General features: G+C 47.4%; 19 protein-coding genes and 1 riboswitch. Of the genes, 17 read left to right on the plus strand and 2 right to left on the minus strand.

The features are described 5' to 3' along the window. Positions 1-19 precede the first annotated feature (19 nt). The 11 genes from ABNS04_RS06540 (at position 20) to ABNS04_RS06590 (ending at position 12,571) form a co-directional block, all read left to right on the plus strand. Positions 20-1,072 carry an NAD(P)-dependent alcohol dehydrogenase gene (locus ABNS04_RS06540; protein ID WP_006955463.1) on the plus strand — a complete coding sequence of 351 codons (1,053 nt, stop codon included), beginning with the start codon at positions 20-22 and terminating at the stop codon, positions 1,070-1,072. 83 nt (positions 1,073-1,155) lie between these two features. Continuing rightward, positions 1,156-2,247: a GGDEF domain-containing protein gene (locus tag ABNS04_RS06545; RefSeq protein ID WP_006955462.1), complete on the plus strand. Its 1,092-nt coding sequence runs from the start codon at positions 1,156-1,158 to the stop codon at positions 2,245-2,247. Beyond that, positions 2,241-2,410, plus strand: a riboswitch (Lysine riboswitch). It overlaps the preceding gene by 7 nt. Positions 2,411-2,476: 66 nt before the next feature. After that, on the plus strand, positions 2,477-3,859 hold the full coding sequence (gene lysC / locus ABNS04_RS06550; RefSeq protein ID WP_272977687.1) for a lysine-sensitive aspartokinase 3: 1,383 nt from the start codon (positions 2,477-2,479) through the stop codon (positions 3,857-3,859). Positions 3,860-3,955: 96 nt separating this feature from the next. After that, positions 3,956-4,756 carry an undecaprenyl-diphosphate phosphatase gene (locus ABNS04_RS06555; RefSeq protein WP_272977688.1) on the plus strand — a complete coding sequence of 267 codons (801 nt, stop codon included), beginning with the start codon at positions 3,956-3,958 and terminating at the stop codon, positions 4,754-4,756. Positions 4,757-4,788: 32 nt separating this feature from the next. Next, a complete protein-coding gene (locus ABNS04_RS06560; protein ID WP_006955457.1) occupies positions 4,789-5,634 on the plus strand; it encodes an ion transporter in 846 nt (281 codons plus the stop codon). Beyond that, positions 5,609-6,310 (plus strand): SprT family zinc-dependent metalloprotease, encoded by a 702-nt coding sequence (locus ABNS04_RS06565; protein WP_272977689.1) that lies wholly within the window; start codon positions 5,609-5,611, stop codon positions 6,308-6,310. The genes ABNS04_RS06560 and ABNS04_RS06565 overlap by 26 nt, the downstream gene beginning before the upstream one ends. Further along, the gene (locus ABNS04_RS06570) at positions 6,279-7,451 is read left to right on the plus strand and encodes an alpha-hydroxy acid oxidase (RefSeq protein ID WP_272977690.1); all 1,173 of its coding nucleotides are present in this window, start codon (positions 6,279-6,281) and stop codon (positions 7,449-7,451) included. The genes ABNS04_RS06565 and ABNS04_RS06570 overlap by 32 nt, the downstream gene beginning before the upstream one ends. Positions 7,452-7,466: 15 nt before the next feature. Continuing rightward, positions 7,467-9,203: a thiamine pyrophosphate-binding protein gene (locus tag ABNS04_RS06575; RefSeq protein WP_272977691.1), complete on the plus strand. Its 1,737-nt coding sequence runs from the start codon at positions 7,467-7,469 to the stop codon at positions 9,201-9,203. Between the two features lie 78 nt (positions 9,204-9,281). Then, on the plus strand, positions 9,282-9,722 hold the full coding sequence (gene gloA / locus ABNS04_RS06580; RefSeq protein WP_040487867.1) for a lactoylglutathione lyase: 441 nt from the start codon (positions 9,282-9,284) through the stop codon (positions 9,720-9,722). A gap of 73 nt (positions 9,723-9,795) precedes the next feature. Continuing rightward, the gene (locus ABNS04_RS06585) at positions 9,796-12,021 is read left to right on the plus strand and encodes an NADP-dependent isocitrate dehydrogenase (protein ID WP_272977692.1); all 2,226 of its coding nucleotides are present in this window, start codon (positions 9,796-9,798) and stop codon (positions 12,019-12,021) included. Between the two features lie 70 nt (positions 12,022-12,091). Next, positions 12,092-12,571, plus strand: a complete 480-nt coding sequence (locus tag ABNS04_RS06590) for a hotdog fold domain-containing protein (RefSeq protein ID WP_272977693.1) — start codon at positions 12,092-12,094, stop codon at positions 12,569-12,571. Between the two features lie 53 nt (positions 12,572-12,624). Here the strand turns inward: ABNS04_RS06590 and ABNS04_RS06595 are convergent, their stop codons facing one another. Both ABNS04_RS06595 and ABNS04_RS06600 read right to left on the minus strand, forming a co-directional pair. After that, positions 12,625-14,187 carry a peptide MFS transporter gene (locus ABNS04_RS06595; RefSeq protein ID WP_006955446.1) on the minus strand — a complete coding sequence of 521 codons (1,563 nt, stop codon included), beginning with the start codon at positions 14,185-14,187 and terminating at the stop codon, positions 12,625-12,627. A gap of 117 nt (positions 14,188-14,304) precedes the next feature. After that, positions 14,305-15,075: a TerC family protein gene (locus tag ABNS04_RS06600; protein WP_006955445.1), complete on the minus strand. Its 771-nt coding sequence runs from the start codon at positions 15,073-15,075 to the stop codon at positions 14,305-14,307. A gap of 158 nt (positions 15,076-15,233) precedes the next feature. Here ABNS04_RS06600 and ABNS04_RS06605 point away from each other — a divergent pair, with 158 nt between their 5' ends. The 6 genes from ABNS04_RS06605 to ABNS04_RS06630 all read left to right on the plus strand — a co-directional run. Continuing rightward, entirely contained in the window at positions 15,234-15,917 is a 684-nt protein-coding gene (locus tag ABNS04_RS06605) for a GntR family transcriptional regulator (RefSeq protein WP_006955444.1), read from the plus strand. Positions 15,918-15,919: 2 nt separating this feature from the next. Beyond that, positions 15,920-16,801: a methylisocitrate lyase gene (gene prpB / locus ABNS04_RS06610; RefSeq protein ID WP_006955443.1), complete on the plus strand. Its 882-nt coding sequence runs from the start codon at positions 15,920-15,922 to the stop codon at positions 16,799-16,801. Positions 16,802-16,894: 93 nt separating this feature from the next. Beyond that, a complete protein-coding gene (gene prpC, locus ABNS04_RS06615; RefSeq protein ID WP_006955442.1) occupies positions 16,895-18,019 on the plus strand; it encodes a 2-methylcitrate synthase in 1,125 nt (374 codons plus the stop codon). A 12-nt stretch (positions 18,020-18,031) separates the two neighbouring features. After that, on the plus strand, positions 18,032-20,629 hold the full coding sequence (acnD, locus tag ABNS04_RS06620) for a Fe/S-dependent 2-methylisocitrate dehydratase AcnD (RefSeq protein WP_272978405.1): 2,598 nt from the start codon (positions 18,032-18,034) through the stop codon (positions 20,627-20,629). 1 nt (position 20,630) lies between these two features. Further along, positions 20,631-21,812, plus strand: coding sequence for a 2-methylaconitate cis-trans isomerase PrpF (gene prpF, locus ABNS04_RS06625; protein ID WP_272978406.1), 1,182 nt, complete (start codon positions 20,631-20,633; stop codon positions 21,810-21,812). A gap of 152 nt (positions 21,813-21,964) precedes the next feature. Further along, the coding region (locus tag ABNS04_RS06630) for an ATP-binding protein (RefSeq protein WP_272978407.1) at positions 21,965-25,169 on the plus strand (3,205 nt) is incomplete at its 3' end.

Below are 25,169 nucleotides of genomic sequence, written 5' to 3' on the forward strand. Positions count from 1 at the left end.
TCAACTTTGGAGATAAAGCATGACTAAATCTTATGCGGCTCAATCTGAAAACTCAGGTATGGCTCCCCATACTATTGAACGGCGTGAGCCTCGAGCAGATGACGTAGCCATCGATATTCTGTATTGCGGTGTTTGTCACACGGATATTCACTACGTACAGAATGACTGGGGTGGAACGATTTACCCAGTGGTTCCCGGTCATGAAATAATTGGTCGCGTAACGGCTGTCGGTAAGGATGTTAAAGACTATAAAGAAGGCGACATTGTTGGTGTTGGCTGTATGGTTGACTCTTGTCGTAGCTGTGAGGCATGTGATCAAGGGTTAGAGCAATATTGCTTGAGTGGCATGGTGCCGACTTACAACGGTGAGGACAAGCATGATGGCTCAATTACCTACGGCGGCTACTCAGAAAATGTTGTTGTCAGTGACCGTTTTGTTGTTCGCGTTCCCGACAGCCTCGATCCTGCCAAGAGTGCTCCTTTGTTATGCGCAGGGATAACCACCTATTCTCCACTGCGTCACTATGGTGTTAAGCAGGGTGACAAAGTCGGCGTGATTGGAATGGGTGGCTTAGGTCACATGGGTGTAAAGTTCGCTAAAGCGATGGGCGCAGAAGTGACCCTCTTCACGCGCTCGGAAAGTAAAGTCAAAGAAGCTAAAAAGCAAGGCGCTGATCACGTTGTTATTTCGACTGATCCGGAACAAATGGAAGCGGTGGCAGAAACCTTTGACTTTATGCTTGATACCGTGCCTGTTCAGCATGATTTAAATCCGTATTTGAATTGTCTGAAATTTGATGGAACGCATATTTTGGTCGGCTTGCTTGAGCCAGTAGATCCCGCATTACAGGCAGGGCAACTGGTAATGAAGCGTCGTGTACTTGCAGGATCGCTGATTGGTGGAATGCCAGAAACCCAAGAAATGTTGGACTTCTGTGGTGAACATGGCATTCACTGTGATGTAGAAATGCTTGATATCAAGAATATTAACGAAGCCTTCGAAAGAATGAAAAAAGGTGATGTTAAATATCGTTTTGTTATTGACATGGATACGTTAAAACAATCCGCTTGATTGAGTTAATCGATTCCAAAAAAGATTGACGGGTGTTTATTTTTCCGTCAATCTTTTTTTATTTGGGCGGTTAATCAATCTGAGTGAAAAAATTACTTCGTCCTACATATATCATCGATAAGCTTGATCCTAATTATCGCCGCAGCCAACTGTTACAAGCGTGCTTGATGATGGGGGTCGGCGCACTGTGTCTACTGGCGGTAATAAATTTAGCTGTATTCGGTGACCCGGTACTCGCTCTGCTTGATGCGTTGGGTGCGGTTATTGCGGCGAGCCTGCTGTACCTTGTTAAACGGAAGCGATTACTAGAGCTGGTAAGTTGGCTTTTTGTTCTCACTCTGGGATTATTGATCACTGCGTTTTTATCATTGGCGGCTGGAAGCAATAATGGCTACTTATGGACCGCTGTTTTTCCTCCTTTTGCGTTTTTTCTTTTAGGTAAGACACGGGGTTTTTGGTTAACCGTTGTCTTTTTTACTATCTTCCTGATTCAGCTCTACATCAGCATTTTCGTTAAACAAGTGCCTTACTTATCACTCGGCGGCTTTTTAAATACGCTCGAGGTATTTGTTATTAGTCTTCTTTTGTACCGTTTTTATGAAAAGACGCGAACCGAGGCCAATGAGTTATTACAAGAACAAAGTATTCGCTTAGAAAAAATGGCGAAGACGGATAAACTGACACAGTTGTATAACCGACAGTATCTCGACGTAACGCTATTCAGTTTATATAAAGAGCGTCGGACATTACCTATTTCTGTCCTATTACTCGATGTTGATCTATTTAAAAGAATTAACGATGAACACGGCCACCTATTTGGTGACGAAGTGCTCGTCAAAATGGCTCAACGTCTCACTGAGGTCGTTCGTGATGACGATGTTGTCGGCCGTTGGGGAGGTGAAGAATTTCTAATCATCGCTCCGAACACCTCAAAAAGTGATGCTTTAGGACTCGCGGAACGCGTTCGCCGTAGTCTGAATATGTCAATTACTGAATCGGTAACGACCAGTGTGAGCATCGGTGTATCGAGTGCTGACAGAGTTAAGAGCCCAGAAGAGTTAATCTCACAAGCCGATCGAGCGTTGTATCAAGCAAAGTCAAATGGTCGTAACCAGGTTTGTAGTTTCATTTCGGCAGTTGAATCTCATCAACGAACGATTAATAATAAGGCTTAGGAAGAGGCGCGATAGCTAGGTAGCATTTCTTGATAAGTTCCAACACTTAAGAAATGTGAGGGAGTTTTTCGCCGAGGTAACTGAGCGGTTGGATGCTTAGTTATCGGCTGTTGGGTTTGAACACCTGCAGTTGTCACCAAACGGGTGGAGAGCTTCTGGCTGCAGTATTGAGAATCCTCATCATGTACCAAGCTCTCTGAACATTGTTGTAAGTTGTTCAGAGGATCAAATGACTAATCCCCAACATACATTTCGAGTTGCAAAATTTGGTGGAACCAGTGTCGCTAATTATTCGGCAATATGCGCCGCGGTTGCCAACGTAAAATCACAAAACCAACCTATCTTAGTGGTCGTAAGTGCATGTGCTGGCGTTACCGACCGGCTAGTGATGCTCGCTAACGAGTCTGACAATGTGGAGTCTATATTGTCTGAGATAGTGCATCGACATACAGAGATCGCCGATGAATTATCCCGTTTAAACAGAGCCGGAGCGGTGGAGAAGCAATTAGCGCTTGATGACTTGCATGACCGACTGAGACAACATGTGGCGCGCAGACCTACTCCCCATGATGCTTCGTTTGTCGCGTGGCGCGATCAGCTTTTGAGTTTTGGTGAGTGTTGTTCAAGCCTACTATTTAGCTGGGCTTGGGAAGCGAAAACAGAACAACCGAGTGCAGTACTTGAGGCGAAAACTTGGCTCTTTACCGACAGTCGATACGGTCGAGCGAGACCGCAGCTTAAAGCCATGATAGAAAAAGCACCACAATGGCTTAAAACCTTAGAGCCTGGTCGGCTCTATGTAACCCAAGGCTTTATCGGAAAAAATGAGAGGGGTCAAACAACAACCCTGGGACGCGGCGGAAGTGACTATTCAGCAGCGTTGCTCGCGGTTGTCGTCCAAGCTCAAGAGTTACAAATTTGGACCGATGTGGCGGGCGTGTATTCGACGGATCCAAGACTATGTTCAGATGCTTTTGCAATCGCTGAAATGAGCTTTGATGAAGCGGCTGAAATGGCGACTTTTGGCGCTAAAGTTTTACATCCTGCGAGCTTATTGCCTGCTATTGAGTATCAGATACCGGTATTTGTCGGGCATGCGGCGTATCCTGCTCGTGGCGGAACTCGTTTGGTAAAGAACAGTACTCATAAACCCGATGTTAGGGCAGTCGCAGTCCGTAAACAGCAGACTTTGATGACCGTACATAGCATTGATATGTTTCATGCTTCGGGTTTTCTCGCGCAGTTGTTTTCGATTTTCGCTAAGTACGATATTAGTGTTGACCTGATCACGACTTCAGAAGTAAGTATTGCGCTCACGTTAGATGAGGGAGGTAGTCAAGCTAATCACGCGGTATCTGTGCCAGCCGCAGCCATCGCAGAGATTGAACTGTTTGCTAAAGTTGAACTTGAGTACAACTTAACGCTCATAGCACTTATAGGTAATCAAATTGGTCGTCAGTCCCAGCTCAGCCAATGGGTGTTTGATGCCGTCGCACCAACACCCGTGCGGCTTATTTGCCAGGGTGCCAGTGAATTTAACCTGTGTTTTCTTATTCCAGAGAGGGATACGATTGACGTGGTCACGCGATTACATGCGCGCATTAAGCGATAAGAGACCGAAAATTTATTCTTTCGCTTATTAAATTAAAAGCGGTTGTGCGTATAATGCCTGCGAAAATGATAAAAACATCAGTTAGTAGGCATTAATATGGATCTTTTACACGCTATTTGGTTGGGGATATTACAAGGGATTACTGAGTTTTTACCCATCTCTAGTTCTGCTCACCTAATTTTGTTGCCCGTGCTTACAGGCTGGCAAGATCAAGGGGTTGCTTTTGATTTAGCGGTTCACGTGGGAACGTTGTTAGCCGTTATTGGCTATTTCCGCAAAGAGGTGGGGACTTTGCTTTTTGATGGCTTGCGTTCCATACCGAGAGGAAAACATGTTGGTGAGAGCAAACTTGCATGGATGGTCGTGATCGCGACCATTCCAGCGTGTGTAGCCGGCTATTTCCTGATTGATTACGTTGATTCGGTATTACGCGCCGTCGCAGTCATCATTACGACAACGGTCGTGTTTGCCGTATTGCTCGCGGTGGCGGATAAGTTTTGTCGCGGAACGCGAACACTCGATCAAATTGGTTTAAAAGACGCCATCATTGTCGGCTTATTTCAAGCCGTTGCTCTGATTCCTGGTACGTCTCGATCAGGGTCGACGATTACGGCAGGGCTATTTTTGGGAATGACGCGAGAAACCGCCTCAAAATTCTCGTTTTTCATGGCGATTCCTATCACTTTAGCAGCGGCAACCCTAAAATTAATGGATGTGGTCAGCGAGGATATATTGATCAATTGGACTGCATTCATGATAGGTACCTTGGCCTCATTTATAACGGCTATCACTGCAATTCACCTGTTTTTGAAATGGTTAAATCAAGTTGGTATGTGGCCTTACGTGATTTACCGTTTTCTACTGGCAGGCTATTTAGTTTGGGTTTTCTATCTGTAAACGTGTTTCGATATTTAAGGTAAAACAATCGTATGTATGAAGCACTAAAAGGGCGCTTAGCCGCGTTAAAGAACAACCGTTTATTTGAGTTTGCGGTGATTACCGTAATCATCATCTCGGCGTTGGAAATTGGTGCCAAAACTTACGAACTACCGAACTTGGTAAATACGATGCTGGTGGGCTTGGACTGGTTCATCACAGTTTTTTTTGTGGTTGAAATTACCATTCGTTTCATCGCCGATAGCGATAAAAAGCACTTCTTTAAAAATGGCTGGAACGTGTTCGATACGCTGGTAGTTGTGGTCAGCCTCATTCCAGTAAACGACTCGGAACTTGCTTTGTTGGCTCGCCTTGTGCGTGTCTTCCGAGTGCTTCGAATGATATCGATCATTCCCGAATTGCGAACGCTCATTACATCCTTGCTAAAAGCACTGCCGCAGATGGGTTACGTCGTATTGTTGATGTTCATTATCTTCTACATCTACGCTGCGCTGGGGAGTTATCTATTTAAAGATATTAATCCGTTCCTCTGGGAAAACATCGCACGTTCGATGCTTACTCTGTTCCGCGTGATGACGTTTGAAGACTGGACGGATATCCAATATGAGACGATGGAAGTCTATCCATGGAGTTGGCTGTTCTATATGACGTTCATTTTTTTGACCGCTTTTGCTTTTCTGAACATGGTGATCGGTATTGTTGTCAATGTAATGGATAAAGAAAGCCGACTTGAACTGCAAGCGTGTGAGCAAGAGCTTGAACAAAGTCGCGAGCAGCAGTTAAACGAGCAAATCGCTGGTTTACGGTCAGAGATCACCGAGTTAAAGCAGCTTATCGTCAAACAAGGTGGGCATGGAACAAATAACGACGCCTCTTAAAGTTAACATTCTGCGTAAGCCGATAAAGCATATTTATTTGCGCTTACGCTCGGCTGATGAGCTAGAGGTGAGTGCACCTAAACGCTGTCCTCAAAAGTACATTGATGAACTCATTGCAGAGCGGCATGACTGGATTACACAACGTCGTGCACAGTTGCGTGATACGGCGCGCTCGCCCAACGTGCCGTTACTCAGTACGGAGCGCGTGTTACTCGCGGGTCGCTGGTATCTATGCCAGGCTTGCCGGAACGCCAAGGCGGCTGGCCCTGAGGCTGATTCGGCACTGTTCAACGTGACTGTACGGGGCGATAAGGGACTGACTGAACAACACGTCGAACGACAACTGCGCCGCTACTTAAGTGAGAGGATCACGGCGCTCCTTACTTATTGGGAACCCTTGATGGGTGTCAAAGCAAGTTGTTTCGGCATCCGCAAAATGCATACACGATGGGGCACTTGTAACACAAGAACCGAGAAGATTTGGCTGAGCTTCCAATTAGTGCACTTTCCCTTGGAGTTGCTTGAGTACGTTGTTGTTCATGAGCTTACGCACTTATTTGAGCGCTACCATAACAGGCGTTTTTATGCGTTAATGGACTCATTTCTGCCGAATTGGCGTTCATTAAAACAACGTTTGAACCATTATGAGATACCCGATTACCCCAGCGGGCAGTGAGGATTTTAGGCAAGCTGCTAAGCGGCGTTTGCCACGTGCACTATTTGATTATATTGATGGCGGTGCATTCGCTGAACAAACCGCACACGCTAATGTCCATTCGTTTTCACGCTGGCGCTTACAACAACGTGTGCTGCGTGATGTTGAACATATAAACCTTGCGGTGAATCGACTGGGTCAATCTTATGCAGCGCCGCTTGCGCTAGGACCTGTCGGCTTAGCAGGCATGATGGCGCGTCGTGGCGAAACACAGGCATACCGAGCTGCTCAACACGAACACATTCCTTTCTGCGCATCCACCGTGTCACTGTGTGGTATTAATGAAATTCATCAGCACCGTGATACTCAACCAGCATGGTTTCAATTATACATGATGCGCGATCGCGAGTTTGTTGCACAGCTACTTGATCGCGTGCAAGCACAAGGTGTTGAAGTGCTCGTTGTGACGGTCGATTTGGCGGTGTTGGGTGTGCGCTATCGAGATGTCAGAAATGGCTTCGAATCAAGCACGGGGCTCGCTAAGTTAAAGCGATTCTATGACTTTGTATCACATCCCCAATGGTTATGGGACGTAGGCTTAAAAGGTGGCCCCCACGTTTTTGGTAATCTCACCGACGCGGTGCCCAACGCACGACAATTGACAGACTTCAAAAGCTGGGTCGACGCACAGTTTGATCCTCGTGTCACGTGGGATGATATTGCGTGGATTCGCTCCCGTTGGCCCGGCAAGTTAGTAATCAAAGGTATCTTGCATTCTGATGATGCACTGCAGGCTGTAAAAGTCGGTGCCGACGGTTTGATCATTTCTAATCATGGGGGGCGTCAACTGGATGGCGCGCCATGTCCAATTGATATATTACCCGAAATTCACCAACACTTATTGAATCAGGGATGTCGCGAACGCATTGAACTTTGGCTCGATGGCGGGCTGCGTAACCCACAGGATTTGTTAATTGCACTAGCGCTGGGTGCCGATGGTGGGCTATTAGGGCGTGCATGGATATACGCACTGGCTGGCTATGGCGAGTTTGGCGTGACACAACTACTTAAACAGTGGCGGAAAGCGCTCTCCGTTAGCTTGGCGTTAATGGGGTGCAACGACATTAATCAACTCAATGAATCGCACTTAATAAGAAGCTAATAATAAGGAGCGGGTGTGAGAAAAAATGCAGCACAGTTAGCCGTAGCAGCGCTCGAAAAACTCGGGGTGACGCATACGTTTGGTATTCCCGGTGTGCACAACACAGAGTTTTATGATGCGCTGCACGCCAGTGAGCAGATTACCCCTATCTTAGTCACTCATGAGGGGGGCGCCGCGTTTATGGCCGATGGCATGAGTCGCGTTCGGCAAATGCACGAGGGCATTGGTGTACTCGCTATTGTTCCCGCAGCGGGTTTCACTCATGCAGCGAGTGGTATTGGTGAGGCGTATCTTGATGGTGTTCCGATGCTTGTGATTTCGGGTGGGGTGCGCACTGATACCGAGTTTGATTTTGTCTTGCATGGTGTTGACCAGTTGGAACTGGCAAAAGGGATCACCAAAGGCGCGTTTCGTGTTAATCATCAAAATGATGTAACCGATGTGCTGTATCAAGCTTACCAACTGGCGACTGAAGGAAAGCCAGGTCCTGTGTTAGTCGAAATCCCTGTCAATTTGCAGCTATTTGATGCAACCGTTGCTCAACCTCAACAGCCGCCTCAGCCCACTACACCGGCTATCGATGAGCAAGCCATTCAACGGGCTGTTGAACTCATATCAGCGGGTAAGAGACCCGGACTGTTTGTCGGTTGGGGTGCTCGACACGCGCAACAGCAACTAATTGATTTAGCAGAATATCTGCAAGCACCGGTGGCGACCACCTTGCAGGGACTGTCGGTTTTTCCTCATGATCATCCACTGCATGTGGGCTTTGGTTTTTCAGCTTCGGCGGTACCCGCAGCGCAAGCAAGCTTTAAAGACTGCGATTTAATGATCGCGATTGGTACACGTTTTGCCGAAATCCCAACAGGTAGTTTCAGTGCAAAAGTGCCCGAAAACCTCATTCATATTGATATCGATGAGTCGGTATTCAATCGAAATTATCCGAGCAAAGTGAGTATCAGAGGAGACGCGACCGAGGTACTGAGATTGTTAAATGATGCGCTACACGGGCAGCCTCCACGTCCCGAAAATGCATCGCTCAAGGCTACAATTAAGCAATTAAAACAGGATTATTTTGACGAATGGCAAGCGCATGATAGTCACGAGCGCATTAATCCATACGTGTTTTTTACGTCAATTGCCGCACAAATGATGGATGACGCGATCATTGTTTTAGATGATGGAAATCATACGTACTTAGCGGCGGAATTATTGCCCCTAAAAGCCGGCATGACATTATTGACTCCCACTGACTATAACGCGATGGGCTATGCTGTTCCTGCCGCAATCGGCGCAAAGCTGGCACAGCCCGAGCGACAAACCATTGCCATTGTGGGAGATGGCTGTTTTGTTATGACGGGAATGGAGTTGCTGACAGCGCAACAGCAGGAGATTGGCGTTGTTTGTTTTGTATTCAACGACGGCGAACTATCTCAAATCGCGCAAGCGCAGCAAACGCCTTATGCGCGAAAACCCTGTACGGCATTGGTGGGTGCGAAATTTGAAGGCATGGCATTAGCGACCGGAGCGCATTATATTCGTATTGAAACCGAAGCTGAGCTCGATGCGTATATAGCCCAAGCATTCGACGTCGCAGCTAAAGGACAGAGTGTATTGGTTGATGTTAATATTGATTACAGTAAACCCACGCGCTTTACTCAAGGTACGGTAAAGTCAACTTTTAAGCGCTTTCCGACCCGTCAGAAGCTGCGCATTGCTGGTCGAGCGGTGAAGAGAAAACTGTTTGGCTGAAACATTCGCCAAAGGTCGAATCGTGTTGTATTAACGATATGATTAAACTGAAGTAAATACTGTTGTAGGGAGTTAACGTTGAGATATTTACACACCATGGTTCGGGTCGAGGATCTCGACGCGTCATTGCGTTTTTATTGTGACTTGTTGGGCCTTAAAGAAATGTACCGGAAAGAAGTTGAAGCCGGGCGTTTTACATTGGTGTTTCTAGCTGCACCCGAAGACGAAGATGCGGCCAACGAAAACAAAGCGCCGATGGTGGAGCTGACATATAACTGGGATCCAGAGTCGTATGACGGCGGGCGTAATTTTGGCCATTTAGCCTATGAAGTGGACGATATTTATGCACTGTGCAAAAAGTTACAAGATAACGGCGTGACGATTAACCGTCCGCCACGTGATGGACGCATGGCATTTGTCCGCTCTCCGGATGGCATTTCGATCGAACTACTGCAAAAAGGTGGCGCGCGTGAACCAGAGGCACCTTGGGACACGATGGAAAATACGGGTGAATGGTAATTAGAGGGTAGATCCCGTATAATTCGCCCACAGTTCAACCTATTACGAAGTCTGATAAACGATAGGAATCATTATGTCGAACGACAAATCGAAGATTATTTATACTGAAACGGATGAAGCACCACGTTTAGCTACTTACTCGTTGCTACCTATCATCCAAAGCTTTACTAAAGCGGCAGGCGTTAAAGTTGAAACGCGTGATATTTCACTTGCAGGTCGTATCATTTCGCAATTCTCTGAGTATCTTACTGAGGAACAGCGCCAGTCAGACGCATTAGCTGAGTTAGGCGAATTAGCGAAGACACCAGAAGCTAACATTATTAAATTGCCGAACATCAGTGCATCTATTCCACAGATGACTGCGTGCATTAAAGAGCTGCAAGCACAAGGCTACAAATTACCTGACTTCCCGTTTGATCCACAGACTGACGAAGAAAAAGATATTCGTGCACGTTATGACCGCGTTAAAGGCAGTGCGGTGAACCCTGTGTTACGTGAAGGTAACTCAGATCGCCGTGCACCGATGGCGGTTAAAAACTTCGCTAAGAAGCACCCCCATCGCATGGGCGCTTGGAGTAAAGATAACCAAGCCCACGTTGCACACATGGAAGAAGGCGATTTTTACGGATCCGAAAAATCAATGACTTCAAGCCAAGACGATAGCTTTAAAATCGTATTGGAGAGTAACGGTGAGCAAAACGTACTTAAGGACGGTATCAAAGTGCTGGCCGGCGAAGTTGTTGATGCTGCTGTTATGAGCCGCAAGAAGCTACAAGCGTTCTTCGAGAAAGAGACGGTTGCTGCTAAAGAGCAGGGCGTTCTACTGTCATTGCATTTAAAAGCCACCATGATGAAAGTTTCTGACCCGATCATGTTTGGCCACGCGGTGCGTGTTTATTTCAAAGATGTACTTGAAAAACACGCCGATTTAATGAAAGAAATTGAGTTTGATGCCAGCAACGGTATCGGCGATTTGTATTCTAAGCTCGATAAACTGACCGATGAACAGCGTCAGGAAGTCGAGAATGACTTGAATACCGTTTATGCCAAACAGGCTGAGTTAGCAATGGTTAACTCAGACAAAGGTATCACTAACTTACACGTACCAAGCGACGTTATTATTGATGCTTCAATGCCTGCCATGATTCGTGACTCGGGCCAAATGTGGGACCGAGAAGGTGGACAGAAAGAAGCTAAGGCGATGATTCCCGATCGTTGCTATGCGGGTGTTTACCAAGAGACGATTAGCTTCTGCCGTGAAAACGGTGCGTTTGATCCTGCAACCATGGGTACAGTGCCTAATGTTGGTTTGATGGCGCAAAAAGCGGAAGAATACGGTTCGCACGATAAAACCTTCGAAATCCCGGCGGATGGTACGGTAAAAGTATTGAATCAAGCGGGTGATGTAGTATTTGAACACGCGGTTGAAGAAGGCGACATCTGGCGTATGTGTCAGGTTAAAGACGAGCCTATCCGTGATTGGGTTAAGCTTGCCGTTAATCGCTCACGTTTAAGTGGCATGCCTGCCGTATTCTGGCTCGATAAAAACCGTGCCCATGATGCTCAATTGATCAGCAAAGTTGAGACTTACTTAAAAGAGCACGACACCGATGGTTTGGATATTCAAATCATGTCGCCTGAAGAAGCAACACGCCACACGTTGAAGCGCGTGAAAGAAGGCAAGGACACGATCTCAGTCACGGGCAACGTATTACGTGACTACTTGACTGACTTGTTCCCGATCCTTGAGTTGGGCACTTCTGCGAAAATGCTCTCGATTGTCCCATTGATGAACGGTGGCGGCTTATTCGAAACCGGCGCGGGTGGCTCAGCACCTAAACACGTACAACAGTTTGTGGAAGAGAACCACTTACGTTGGGATTCACTGGGCGAATTCCTTGCGTTGGCGGCTTCACTTGAGCATCTCAGCCGTGCGACCGACAACCGTCGTGCACAGATTTTGGCTGATGCGCTTGATAATGCGACCGCGAAGTTCTTGGAAGAGAACAAATCGCCTTCGCGTAAAGTGGGTGAGATTGATAACCGCGGCTCGCACTTCTACTTGGCGATGTATTGGGCTGAGTCTCTGGCTAAGCAAACTGAAGACAAAGAGCTTCAAGAGCGCTTTGAGAAACTCGCTGCAGCTATGCAGAAGAACGAGCAAGCCATCATGGACGAATTGAACGGTGTTCAAGGTAAGCAAGTCGATATCGGTGGTTACTATCAGCCAGACACTGATAAAGTATCTGCTGCTATGCGCCCATGTTCAGTATTGAACGAGACGCTCGCAAGCTTATAATGAACATAAGGTTGTGATAGAAAGCAGGCTGCGGCCTGCTTTTTTTATGTCTAACTGTTGAGGAACACACGTGAGTGAACAAAATTATCTACTAAAACTAAGAGCACAGTGTTTAAAGCTGCCGTTGGGGGCGCGTATCTTCTCCATGATGTTCGCTCGCAAAGCGCCTTACTTTGCTTCGATAAAGCCGCTAGTCACTGAGCTTGAGCCTAACTTTTGTCAACTGACGTTTAAAAAACGCAAAGCGGTTGAAAATCATATTGGTACCGTACACGCGATTGCTGTATGTAATGGCATGGAAATGGCGATGGGGGCATTAGCTGAGGCGTCCATTCCTAAGCACTTACGTTGGCTGCCTAAGGGGATGCAGGTTAATTACTTGGCCAAGACCAATAGTGATGTGCGCATTGAAGCGAAAGCGACAGAGCAAACATGGCAAGTTGGCGATCAGCCTATCGAAGTCACTGCCTATCGAGACGATGGTACTGTGGTGGCCGCAGGGCATATTACGATTTATGTTTCGGAAAAGCCGGCAAAGTCTAAGTCATAAACCATTAAAAAAGGGGCCGAAGCCCCTTGTTTAATGATGCGATACATTTCACTTTACGGTTTATTGACTGGCTCATTAGCGTCAATAACCGCACCTGGATGATCATCGTTGTCAGCTTCACCGTCGTCTGGTGGCAGCTTTTCCCACTTACGAGTGAAGAAGGCGAGAACGAATACTACCGCACCCACGCTAACACCGAATAGGAATATCGTCCAGTAGAGCTCTGGCATGGCTTGAGGGTTTTCAGGATCAAGACCACCTGCTAACAAGCCAGCAATTAAGTTACCCATCGCATAGGTCAATACGAATACGCCCATTAACTGACCCGCCATGCGTTTTGGCGACAATTTACTTACGGCACTTAATGCGACAGGGCTCAAGCATAGTTCACCCACGGTGTGAATGAAGTAAACAGCAACTAGCCAGTAAGGCGCGACCTTAAGGCCACTTGCAGCGGCTTGAGAGGCGAAGAACATGACGATAAAGCCGGTTGCCATGATCATCAGACCGATTGCACTCTTAAAACCGTAAGAAGGGTTAATCATGCGTTTACTGAGGTTAATCCAAAGCGCCGCGAAGAATGGTGACAACGTGACCAGGAAAATTGAATTTAACGATTGGAACCAAGTCGTTGGAATTTCAAAGTCGCCAATCATACGATCGGTTAAGTCACGTGCAAACAAATTAAATGAAGAACCGGCTTGCTCGAAGCCTGCCCAGAACATGGTTGATGCGATACACACGAGGAACAAGGCGCCGAGGCGTTTCATTTCATTGCGTGTCAGTTTACCAAACAGGAAAATACTCAGGTAATACACGAAGAAAATGATAGTAAAGATAACGGCCACGTTGCCAGCTAATACCACTGGATCAATAACAATAATATTGTTTAGCGCTAGATAGGTGACAGTTGCCAGACCCGCCAATAGCAAATAAATTACTGCCCAGCTACGCTTGGCAGCACCTGCGCTCATCGGTTTAGCTGGCTTCTCGCCAACACCCTTTAACTTGGGCTGTGTCAATTTGTATTGAATTAGGCCAAAAGCCATACCTACGGCTGCAGCACCAAAGCCCCAGTGATAACCGGCATTTTCTTGCAAGTAACCGGTAACGAAGTAACCGATAATAGAACCAATGTTAATACCCATGTAGTAAAGGGTATAGCCACCATCACGACGGTCATCATTTGAACTATACAGTTGACCCACCATTGCCGTGATATTCGGTTTGAGAAGACCAGTTCCAAGAACAACGAGGATCATACCGATAAAGAAGCTGGCTTCGCTTGGGATTGCCAGTACGATATGGCCCAGCATGATGATAATGCCACCATACCAGGTTGCGCGTTGGCCACCCAGGAGGCGGTCAGCAATCCAACCACCGGGAAGGCCCATGAAATAAACAGCACCGGTATAAAGACCGTAAATTGCTGTAGCGGAGGCGACGGTAATGGCAAGTCCACCTTCTTGCATTGAGGCGGTCATAAACAGCACGAGCAACGCGCGCATGCCGTAGTAACTCATGCGCTCCCACATTTCGGTAAAGAACAGGGTTTGAAGTCCCCCTGGCTGTCCGAAAAAACTAGCGTCTTTGTCGACAATATTTTTTGGATCCATTTTAATTATCCGTTTGTTATAAAAATTAATGTTGACCCATTCGACTTTGGTCGAAGTCGAAAAAAGTGGTCATACTTTACTAGCCAATGCCCATGATTAAAACCTTTAGCGATGAATTTATTGGTTTTTGGGTTGGCTGTCCCCCGGGATAGACTTTCTCAGCTGTACAGGTTCTGAGGCCCGTTTTTTGGCACGCACGCGGATGTTTAAAAATTCCACCGCAAGTGAGAACGCCATGGCAAAATAGACATACCCTTTAGGCACATGAAAGCCCATTCCCTCGCCAACTAACGTCATGCCAATCAAAATGAGGAAACTTAACGCTAACATCTTAATAGTCGGGTGTTTGTCGACAAAATCTGAAACCGACTTAGCCGCAATCAGCATGACGCCAACGGATAGGATAACCGCAATCACCATGACCGACAGATGATCCGCTAAACCGACCGCAGTAATGACTGAATCAAGTGAGAATACGATATCGAGCACTGCAATTTGCACCAGTATAGCGACAAAATTGGCTTGTACAGCACTGTGTCCCTCGCTCGACTCGCCTTCAAGCGCATGGTGTATCTCTAAGGTACTTTTGCCAAGTAAGAATAAGCCACCCAGCAGTAAGATGAGATCACGCCCCGAGATTGATTTACCAAGGACGTCGAATAAGGGAGTTGTTAATGACATGACCCAAGTGAGGGAGAATAAAAGCGATAGTCGCGTGCCCATTGCTAATATTAGGCCCAGCGTTCTAGCTCGGTTCCGCTGGTGTTCAGGCAAACGACCAACTAAAATAGAAATGAAAATAATGTTATCAATGCCCAGTACAATTTCTAATGCGGTCAGTGTAGCCAATGCAATCCACGCCTCGGGCATGGCGATCCACTCAAACATAATCTTCTCCGAAATTTGACGTCGTAAATTATAGTGAAGGTCTTCAACTGAAAAGCAATCTTTCCAGTATTGTCGACAATACTTTATAAATATGCTTGTAATATACCTAAATGATCGGGCAGAATAGTAACAACACTTAATTATGTCGACAATTTGATATGGAAGTGCTTTCACCTATTGCCAAACCAGCTGTAACCTCCGCTGACCGGGTTCTTGTTCAGATTCAAAGAGCCGTGGTCGAGGGCGAAATTGCCGCTGGGAGCAAAATTAGCGAGCCTGAGCTTGCTCGTAAATTTAACATCAGCCGTGCACCTCTGCGCGAGGCACTTGCTCGGTTGGAGCGCTGCCATCTCATTGAACGAACGCCAAATGCCGGAGCCCGTGTCGTTCAGCTATCTTATCAAGGACTCATCCATTTATATCAAATTCGGGAAGAATTAGAAGGGTTAGCGTGTCGGTTGGCTGCCGAGTACATGGCAACCGAGGAAATCGAGCAACTTCAGAGTTTGCTTGACCAACACTTATCGCATCAGCGCGTGCGCGAAGGTGAAAGTTACTATCAAGAAGCGGGCGATTTGGACTTTCATTATCGTGTCATCTTAGGGAGCAAGAATCCCTATCTGATAAATATGCTCTGTGATGAACTTTACTATTTGGTCAGGATGTATCGCGTCCAAATGGGGATGAATGGACCTCGTGTTTCACGCGCCTTTGATGAGCATAAAGCGATTTTGACCGCCATTGGCAATCGTGACGGTGAACTCGCGGACTTATTGATGCGGCGTCATATTAGCGCGTCGCGTAAAAACATCGAAATTAAACTAGCACAACAGGAGAAGTGATAATGAGTAACGGAATCCAAAGTGCGGGCGCAAAACTGCGTCGTGCAATTGAACAAGAAAATCCTTTGCAGATCGTCGGTACGATTAACGCTTACACAGCCATGATGGCTGAAAAAGTGGGCCACAAAGCGCTTTATTTGTCGGGCGCAGGTGTTGCTAATGCCTCTTTTGGTTTACCTGACTTGGGTATGACTTCACTGAATGACGTGTGCGAAGATATTCGCCGTATTACCGGCGCTTCAGACTTGCCATTATTAGTTGATGCCGACACAGGCTGGGGTGGTGCATTCAATATCGCACGCACTGTTAAAGAAATGACGCGTGCAGGTGCAGCGGGTATTCATATTGAAGACCAAGTTGCGCAAAAGCGTTGTGGTCATCGCCCAAATAAAGAGATCGTTACTCAAGCTGAGATGGTTGACCGCGTTAAGGCGGCCGTTGATGCCCGTATTGACGACCAGTTTTTAATAATGGCGCGTACTGACGCGTTGCAGCAACAAGGCTTAGATGCTGCCATTGAGCGCGCGCAAGCGTGTGTCGATGTGGGTGCGGATGCGATTTTTGCAGAAGCGGTACACACACTGGAGCAATATCAAGCCTTTACTGAAGCGCTTGATGTGCCAGTATTGGCTAACATTACCGAATTCGGAGCAACGCCATTGTTCAATAAGCAAGAGCTGGCTGACGTCGGTGTCGATATTGTATTGTATCCGTTGAGCGCATTCCGTGCGATGAACAAAGCAGCGTTAAATGTCTACAATAGTATTCTTGAGAACGGCGATCAGAAAGCGGTTGTTGATGATATGCAAACGCGTGCAGAACTCTATGAGTTCTTGAACTACCATGAGTTCGAAGAAAAACTAGACAACCTATTTAAAAAATAAGCTCGGTAGCTTGCGCCTTGGGCGCAAGAATTGATTTTGTAGTTTGCGCCTTAGGCGCAAGTCAATCACAACAAATTAAGAAGGAATAAAACCATGGCAGAGAAAAAACTAGGTGGTGCAGGATTACGCGGCCAATCAGCGGGTGAAACCGCACTATGTACGGTGGGTAAATCAGGTTCTGGCCTTACTTATCGTGGCTATGACATTAAAGAGTTAGCGGAGAAGGTGAGCTTTGAAGAAGTCGCGTATTTGCTAGCGAAGGGTGAATTACCCAATCAAGCTGAATTAGATGCATACCGTAAGCGTCTAAAATCCATGCGCATCCTACCGCAGGAAGTCAAAGACGTACTGGAGCGTATTCCAAAAGAAGCGCATCCGATGGACGTGCTACGTACAGGTTGCTCAATGTTAGGCAACCTTGAGACTGAAGAAAGCTTCGATGAAGCGGACGATAAAATCGAACGTATGATTGCAACTTTCCCAGGTATGGTGCTGTATTGGTACCGTTTTACACACGATGGCGTGCGTATCGATACTGATTCTGAAGAACAGTCCACAGGTGCCCATTTCCTACGCTTATTGCATGATGAGTCGCCGTCTAAATTACATGCTGACGTGATGAATACGTCGTTAATCTTGTATGCAGAGCACGAGTTTAATGCATCAACCTTCACAGCGCGTGTATGTGCTTCGACACTGTCTGACATCCACTCGTGTGTAACCGGTGCGATCGGTTCATTGCGTGGTCCATTGCACGGCGGAGCCAACGAAGCCGCAATGGAGCTTATCGAGGACATGAAAGATCCAGAAGATGCTGAGAAAACACTCATGGGTATGCTCGAGCGTAAAGAGAAGATCATGGGCTTTGGCCATGCAATTTATCGCGAGTTTGACCCACGCAATGACATCATCAAAGCATGGTCTAAGAAGCTTGCCGAAGAGAATGGCGATTCTCGTTTGTATGATGTTTCTGTGCGCTGTGAAGAAGTCATGTGGCGTGAGAAGAAGCTGTTCCCGAACGCGGACTTTTTCCACGCGTCTGCATACAACTATATGAACATTCCGACAAAACTGTTCACACCTATCTTTGTGATGTCACGTGTGACGGGTTGGACGGCACACGTGAAAGAGCAACGCGCGAACAACCGTATCATTCGTCCTTCGGCGGATTACACCGGCCCAGAAGCGCGTCCAGTACCCGCTATCAGCGAACGATAAGTAGGTGGTGGGATGAGTTCGAATTACCGTAAATCGTTAAAAGGCACCACGCTCGAGTACTTTGATGCTCGAGCGGCGGTGGAAGATATTGAAGCGGGCGCCTACGACAAGCTACCTTACTCGAGCCGAGTCTTTGCCGAGAACTTGGTGCGCCGCTGCGAACCCGAGCTTCTTAAACAGTCACTTGAGCAATTAATTTACCGCAAACGTGAGCATGATTTTCCGTGGTTTCCAGCCCGTGTCGTTTGCCATGATATCTTAGGTCAGACCGCGTTGGTCGACTTGGCGGGATTGCGTGATGCTATCGCTGAGAAAGGGGGTGATCCGGCAAAAGTGAACCCGGTGGTTCCCACTCAGTTGATTGTTGACCACTCGCTCGCGGTGGAGCATGCAGGCTTTGAAAAGGACGCGTTCGAGAAGAACCGTGCGATTGAAGACCGTCGCAATGATGATCGCTTTCACTTTATTAACTGGACTAAAACTGCGTTTAAAAACGTGGATGTTATCCCTCCGGGGAACGGCATCATGCACCAGATCAATTTGGAGAAGATGTCACCGGTTGTGCAAGTGCGTGACAACGTCGCCTTTGTAGATACCTGCGTAGGCACGGACAGCCACACGCCGATGGTTGATGCCTTGGGTGTCATCTCGGTAGGTGTGGGCGGTCTTGAGGCTGAGAGTGTCATGCTTGGGCGCGCATCTTATCTACGCTTGCCCGATATCGTGGGCGTTGAATTGACTGGTAAGTTACAGCCAGGCATTACCAGCACCGATTTGGTACTCGCATTGACTCAGTTCCTGCGTAAAGAACGTGTGGTCGGTGCTTACCTCGAATTTTATGGTGAAGGTGCTAAAGCCCTGACTGTCGGCGATCGGGCGACCATTTCTAATATGACGCCAGAATACGGTGCCACGGCAGCGATGTTCTACATCGATGAGCAGACCATTGATTATCTTAAATTAACCGGACGTGATGACGATCAGGTTGAGTTGGTGGAACAATACGCCAAAGAGACTGGGTTATGGGGCGATAGTCTTGAAACCGCTGAATATGAGCGTGTTCTAACGTTTGACTTAAGCCAAGTAAAACGTAACCTAGCAGGGCCGTCAAACCCTCATTCATTGTTGCCCGCTGGCGAGTTGACTGAACGGGGAGTGGCGAAGCATATTGAGTCACCTGAAGATGGAAAAATGCCTGATGGCGCGGTAATTATCGCAGCTATTACGAGCTGTACAAACACCAGTAACCCACGCAATATGATTGCGGCGGGCTTGATAGCGCGTAACGCCAATAAATTGGGTTTAACGCGTAAGCCATGGGTAAAAAGCTCACTCGCACCGGGCTCTAAGACGGTTAAGATGTACTTAGAAGAAGCGCAATTGTTGCCAGAGCTGGAAACACTCGGTTTTGGTGTCGTGGCGTTTGCATGCACGACCTGTAACGGTATGAGTGGTGCACTTGATCCTAAGATCCAACAAGAAATTATCGACCGTGATTTATTCTCGACAGCAGTGCTATCGGGTAACCGTAACTTTGATGGTCGGATTCACCCTTATGCAAAACAAGCGTTCTTAGCATCACCGCCATTGGTTGTTGCTTATGCGATTGCGGGCACTATGCGCTTTGATATCGAGAAAGACGTGTTGGGCTATGACACTGACGGCAACGCAGTCACGTTAAAAGACATCTGGCCAAGTGACGAAGAAATTGACGCTATCGTTAAATCGAGCGTTAAGCCTGAGCAGTTCCGGAAAGTGTACGATCCGATGTTTAACCTCTCGGTTGACTACGGCGATCACATTAATCCGCTTTATGATTGGCGCGAAATGTCGACTTATATTCGTCGCCCACCTTATTGGGAAGGGGCTTTAGCGGCCAAGCCGAGTTTAACTGGAATGCGTCCTTTGGCGGTGCTAGGCGACAACATCACTACGGATCATTTGTCACCTTCGAATGCGATTCTTGCTGACAGCGCAGCCGGTGAATACCTCGCTAAAATGGGCTTGCCAGAAGAAGACTTTAACTCTTATGCGACCCACCGTGGCGATCATTTAACGGCTCAACGTGCAACGTTTGCCAACCCGAAATTGTTTAACGAAATGGTGCGGGATGATGCTGGCAATGTGATTCAAGGTTCGTTGGCACGGATTGAACCTGAGGGTAAAACCGTACGTATGTGGGAAGCGATTGAGCACTATATGACTCAAAAGCAACCATTGATCATCGTGGCAGGTGCTGACTATGGTCAAGGTTCATCGCGCGACTGGGCTGCTAAAGGTGTCCGCTTAGCTGGGGTTGAAGCTATCGTCGCAGAAGGTTTCGAGCGTATTCATCGTACCAACTTAATTGGTATGGGCGTCTTGCCGCTGCAGTTTGAAGAGGGCACAACCCGCAAGACATTAGCACTTAATGGTTCTGAAACCTATGATGTTAAGGGCGAACCGACTCCTGGTGCGCGACTGAGTTTAATGATTCACCGAGCCAATGGTGAAGATATTGAAGTGCCCGTGATCTGCCGCTTGGATACCAAAGAAGAAGTATCCATTTATTCGGCGGGTGGTGTGCTGCAACGGTTTGCACAAGACTTTCTTGAGGCTGAGGCAAGTTGATATGAAATTTAGGCCACAGTTGAAAATTCCCGCCACCTATATGCGTGGCGGGACTTCAAAAGGTGTATTCTTTAACCTAGCGGACTTACCTGAGGCCGCGCAGCAGCCAGGTAACGTGCGCGATGCACTTCTGATGCGCGTGATTGGCAGCCCCGATCCTTACGCTAAGCATACTGATGGTATGGGCGGCGCGACATCAAGCACCAGTAAAACGGTCATCGTGTCGAAAAGCACGCAACCCAACCATGATGTTGATTACCTATTTGGTCAGGTATCGATTGATACCCCCTTTGTTGACTGGAGCGGTAACTGCGGTAATTTGTCGTCTGCGGTGGGGGCTTTTGCAATAACTCAAGGCCTCGTTGACGCCGATCGCGTGCCGGAAAACGGTATCGCTGAAGTCCGTATTTGGCAGGCAAACATTGGCAAAACTATTGTCAATAAGGTACCGATGCAAGACGGACAAGTACAAGAAATGGGTGACTTTGAGCTTGATGGTGTGACGTTTCCAGCGGCTGAAGTCGCGATCGAGTTTATGGATCCCTCCGCCGATGGTGAGCAGATGTTTCCCACCGGAAATCTTGTCGATACATTTGAGGTGCCTGGCGTCGGAACCTTAGAGGCTACCTTTATCAATGCGGGTATTCCTACCGTATTTCTGCGCGCCGAGGCATTAGGCTACGAGGGAACTGAGTTGCAAGAAGCGATTAATGGTGACGCAGCAGCCTTGACGCGACTCGAGACGATTCGGGCTCATGCCGCGGTTCGCATGGGATTGATCGATCAGGTAGAAGAAGCTGTGCAGCGTCAACATACGCCGAAATTAGCCTTTGTAGCACCCGGTAAGACCTACACCGCCTCGAGCGGTAAAGTGATTGAGGCCGGTGATGTTGACTTGCTTGTCCGTGCTATGTCGATGGGTAAACTACATCACGCGATGATGGGAACGGCTGCGGTGGCAATTGGCACAGCCGCTTCTATTCCAGGTACATTAGTAAACCAAGCGGCCGGTGGCGGTGAGCGCACGATGGTCAACTTTGGTCATCCGTCGGGTACGTTGCAAGTCGGTGCTGAAACGCTCCTAAAAGATGGTGAATGGCGTGCTGTCAAAGCCATTATGAGTCGAAGTGCACGTGTGCTTATGGAAGGCTGGGTGAGAGTACCTGCAGAGGTGTTGGATTAATGACCCACTAATTCATAACGACTGCTGAAAGCGTCCTTTGGGGCGCTTTTTTTATGGTTTTAACGGATGTAAATTGTCCGTTAGTGCATCGCTCACGATGCAGAATGCATGCTATCATTAACGGCTTTGGTGAAGGTGTTACGAGGAACAATATGGCAGGTAATGCGGCTCGTCTTAAAAAAATAATTATGATTAACGGTCACCTCCCGGGTATCGTGGAACTGGATTTAGAAGGGCACACCAATATTTGTGGTAGTAACGCGTCGGGGAAAACCACGTTACAACGTATGATCCCCGTGTTTTATGGCGAGCAACCCAATAAAGTGGTGCCTAAAACCCGCGACAACTTTGACAAGTTCTATCTGCCGTATAGTAATAGCTACATTATTTATTCATATCAGTCTGCGGCGCAACGCGACGTCCAAGTGGTGTTGACCAAACGCAACGATGGCATTGATTACCGTTTTATCGATGCTGAATATTGCCCACAAGATTACCTCGACGAGCAAGGTGATAAAGTGATTGCGGTTGACTACCAGGAGTGGTTGAAGCGATTGCGCGCGAAAGGGCATCTTTTTAGTCATAAAATTAGTGCAACAAGCGAGTTTCGTACGCTGATTCAAAATGATGTACAAGCGTTGCAACATACCCAAAAAGATAGCGTAAAACTGCGTCAATTGGCGGCACGCTTTGCATTGGTGAAAGCGCCTCATAAATTACGTCATATCGAAAAACTGGTCAGTGCTGTGCATGCTAAAGAAGGCAAAATGGATACTTTACGTAGCATGTTAGCAGCGATTCTAGAAGAAGACGGACACGCTGTCCCCCACAGTTCGATTCGTGGTGAAAAGATCCGCAGATGGATTGAGCAAATGCGGCAAACGATGCGCTTGGATGATCTACAGGCCGCTTTCACCAAACTCTCAAGCGGTGCTCATCGCTATGGCGATGAGTTAGCAGAGCTTTGGGCTATTCAACCTTTATTGCTTGAGCATAGAGAGCAGTTAGCTGATCAAGAGCGTGATTTAAAGGAAACGTTAAAGACAATTGAACAACGTATTAGTCAACGCACCGCCGATTATGAGCAGCAACGCGATCAAATCAATGAGACACTGAGCGAGTACAAGGCCGAGCTTAAACAAGTTGAGCGACAACTGGATGAAGCACAGAACAGGGCCGATGAATTTCGTGAAGCTAATATTGAGGAGTGGGAACATACAATTGATCGTTTGCCCGAGCTACAGGAACAAGCGGAGGAAGTTAAACAGCAGCGCATTGTTTTGCTTGAGGCCCATCAGGCTGAACGTCAACAACTCGATAGCGAGAAATTAAAACTAACGGAGCGGCAGCAACGGCGTGATGTGAAGCATCAAGCTAAACTCGACGCACTCGCGCAAGAACTGTCTGAGCTGCATGCACGCCACAGCGAGGCATTAAGTGAGTTCCGTGAACAACATCAACGCCACCGTAATGAGCAAACTGACCGTTGGCGTGATGAGAGAGAAGCCGTCAAGCTGAAACTGGCCGCGTTGAATTCGGAGAGTCATCACGCAAATGCAGAGGAGCAACAGCAATTAGATGCATTGTCCGAGCGCGTTGTTGATGCGCAAGAGCAGCTCACCCTGCAACGCGATCAACTCGAACAAGCGCGTGAACAGCTCAACCAGTCACAGCGTAGTCGTCTACGTGTCAGTGAGGAATTAAACCGTACGCGTGAGCAGTTAGCCTCAGTAAAAATCACCGTTAAGCAAAAAGCGATCGAGCTTGAGCCCAATCCTGATAGCCTTCGAGGCTTTCTGCATAGCCATTTACCTACGTGGCATGACACGATTGGTAAGGTCATTTGTCCGTCACTATTAGAGCGCACCGACCTGAATCCTGTTTTTGAAGAAGCCAACGACAGTGTTTATGGTTTACAGATTGATTTGACGGCGATCGAGTTGACACCACACGATAATGAGCAGGACAGACGTGAACTCGAGCAACTACAGAGCCAACAACAGTCGCTGATTAAACGGGTCGAAGAAATTGAACAGCAGCTAGGCCGCGAAAGCGAGTGTGTATCCGAGGCTGAAGCTCAGGTTCATCAGGTGCAGCATCAGCTTCAAAAACAACAGCGTGAAGTCGAATATGCGCTTGATGCTCAAGCTCGATTAAAAGCGGATATAAAGCGACAAGTCTCGGAGCGAGCTCAACAACTTCGAGCACAACAAGAGGCTTATGAAGAGCGGCTAGAAAGTCTTAATGAACACATTGAAAGTAGTACGCAAGCGTTAATCGAACAGCAACGTAGTGCAGAAATTGAGTTGAAAGCTGAACAGCAAGATGTGATCGCACAACTTGAGGAGTCGCAAGAGCTAGAACGTCAACAGCAGGCACAGGAACGTGCACAGGTTAAGGACGATATTAAGGCATTGGAGCGAGCATTTAGCGACAAACTTGCTCAGCAAGGTGTCAATGAACAGGATATTGAACAGTTAAAACAACGAGAAGAACAGTTAAATGACGCGATACATCAAGCGACTCAATGGAAAGAGCGCGTGCGCGAGTATCGATATTTTAAACAGTCCGTTTGGCAGTCAGCACGTCCGCAATGGCAAGCGCAAGAAAGACGGTTGCAGTCAGAGATTTTAACGCGAGAAGATCAAAAACGTTTAGCTAAAAATGTGTTTGAACAGAGTAAATCGCAAGATCTCGAGTTGCGTCAGCAGACTCAGTTGAAACTGGAACAGATAAGTGCGTTGTTACAGCGATTACGAGACAGCCTCAGTAAACTCGATCACTTGCCAGGACTTACGCCTGAGTTGCAGCAAAGACAACAGGCAAGCGCCTTAAAGGAAAGAGACAGTAGCGAACTTTTAGGTCGATGCGATGATGTGTACGAACGTTTCATGCATAGCGATAGAGTCCTTAGTGAGGAGCTTCGTCAGTTCGATAATCAACTACGTCGTGATGCGCAAGTAGACTTTCTTAACTTCATGGAAGAAAGCCGACAACGCATGAATGTGGGAGAAGACATTGCATCGAAATTGGCACTCTTCCAAGTGATGTTGGACTATCTCGAAGAGCACCAACAGGCAATATTGGCGACCGGTCACAATATTAGTAAAGATTTAGTAGACTTCTTTACTGTCTTTAATGATATCCATAAGCGTGTGGCTCAGTACAGCCGGCGTTTAACTGATGCCGTAGGCGATGAGCTGTCTTTATCAGGCATCGACCGCGCCGAAGTTAAAATCAGCTCAACTATCGATGCGTTGGGATTTTGGGAACCGCTCACACAGTTTGTAGCAAGTTATGAGCAATGGCAGCAGTCCGGCGATAGACTTCCAAACGAAGACTACTTGATGCAGTTGG

It is taken from the genome of uncultured Idiomarina sp. (assembly GCF_964010655.1).
GTDB lineage: Bacteria > Pseudomonadota > Gammaproteobacteria > Enterobacterales > Alteromonadaceae > Idiomarina > Idiomarina baltica.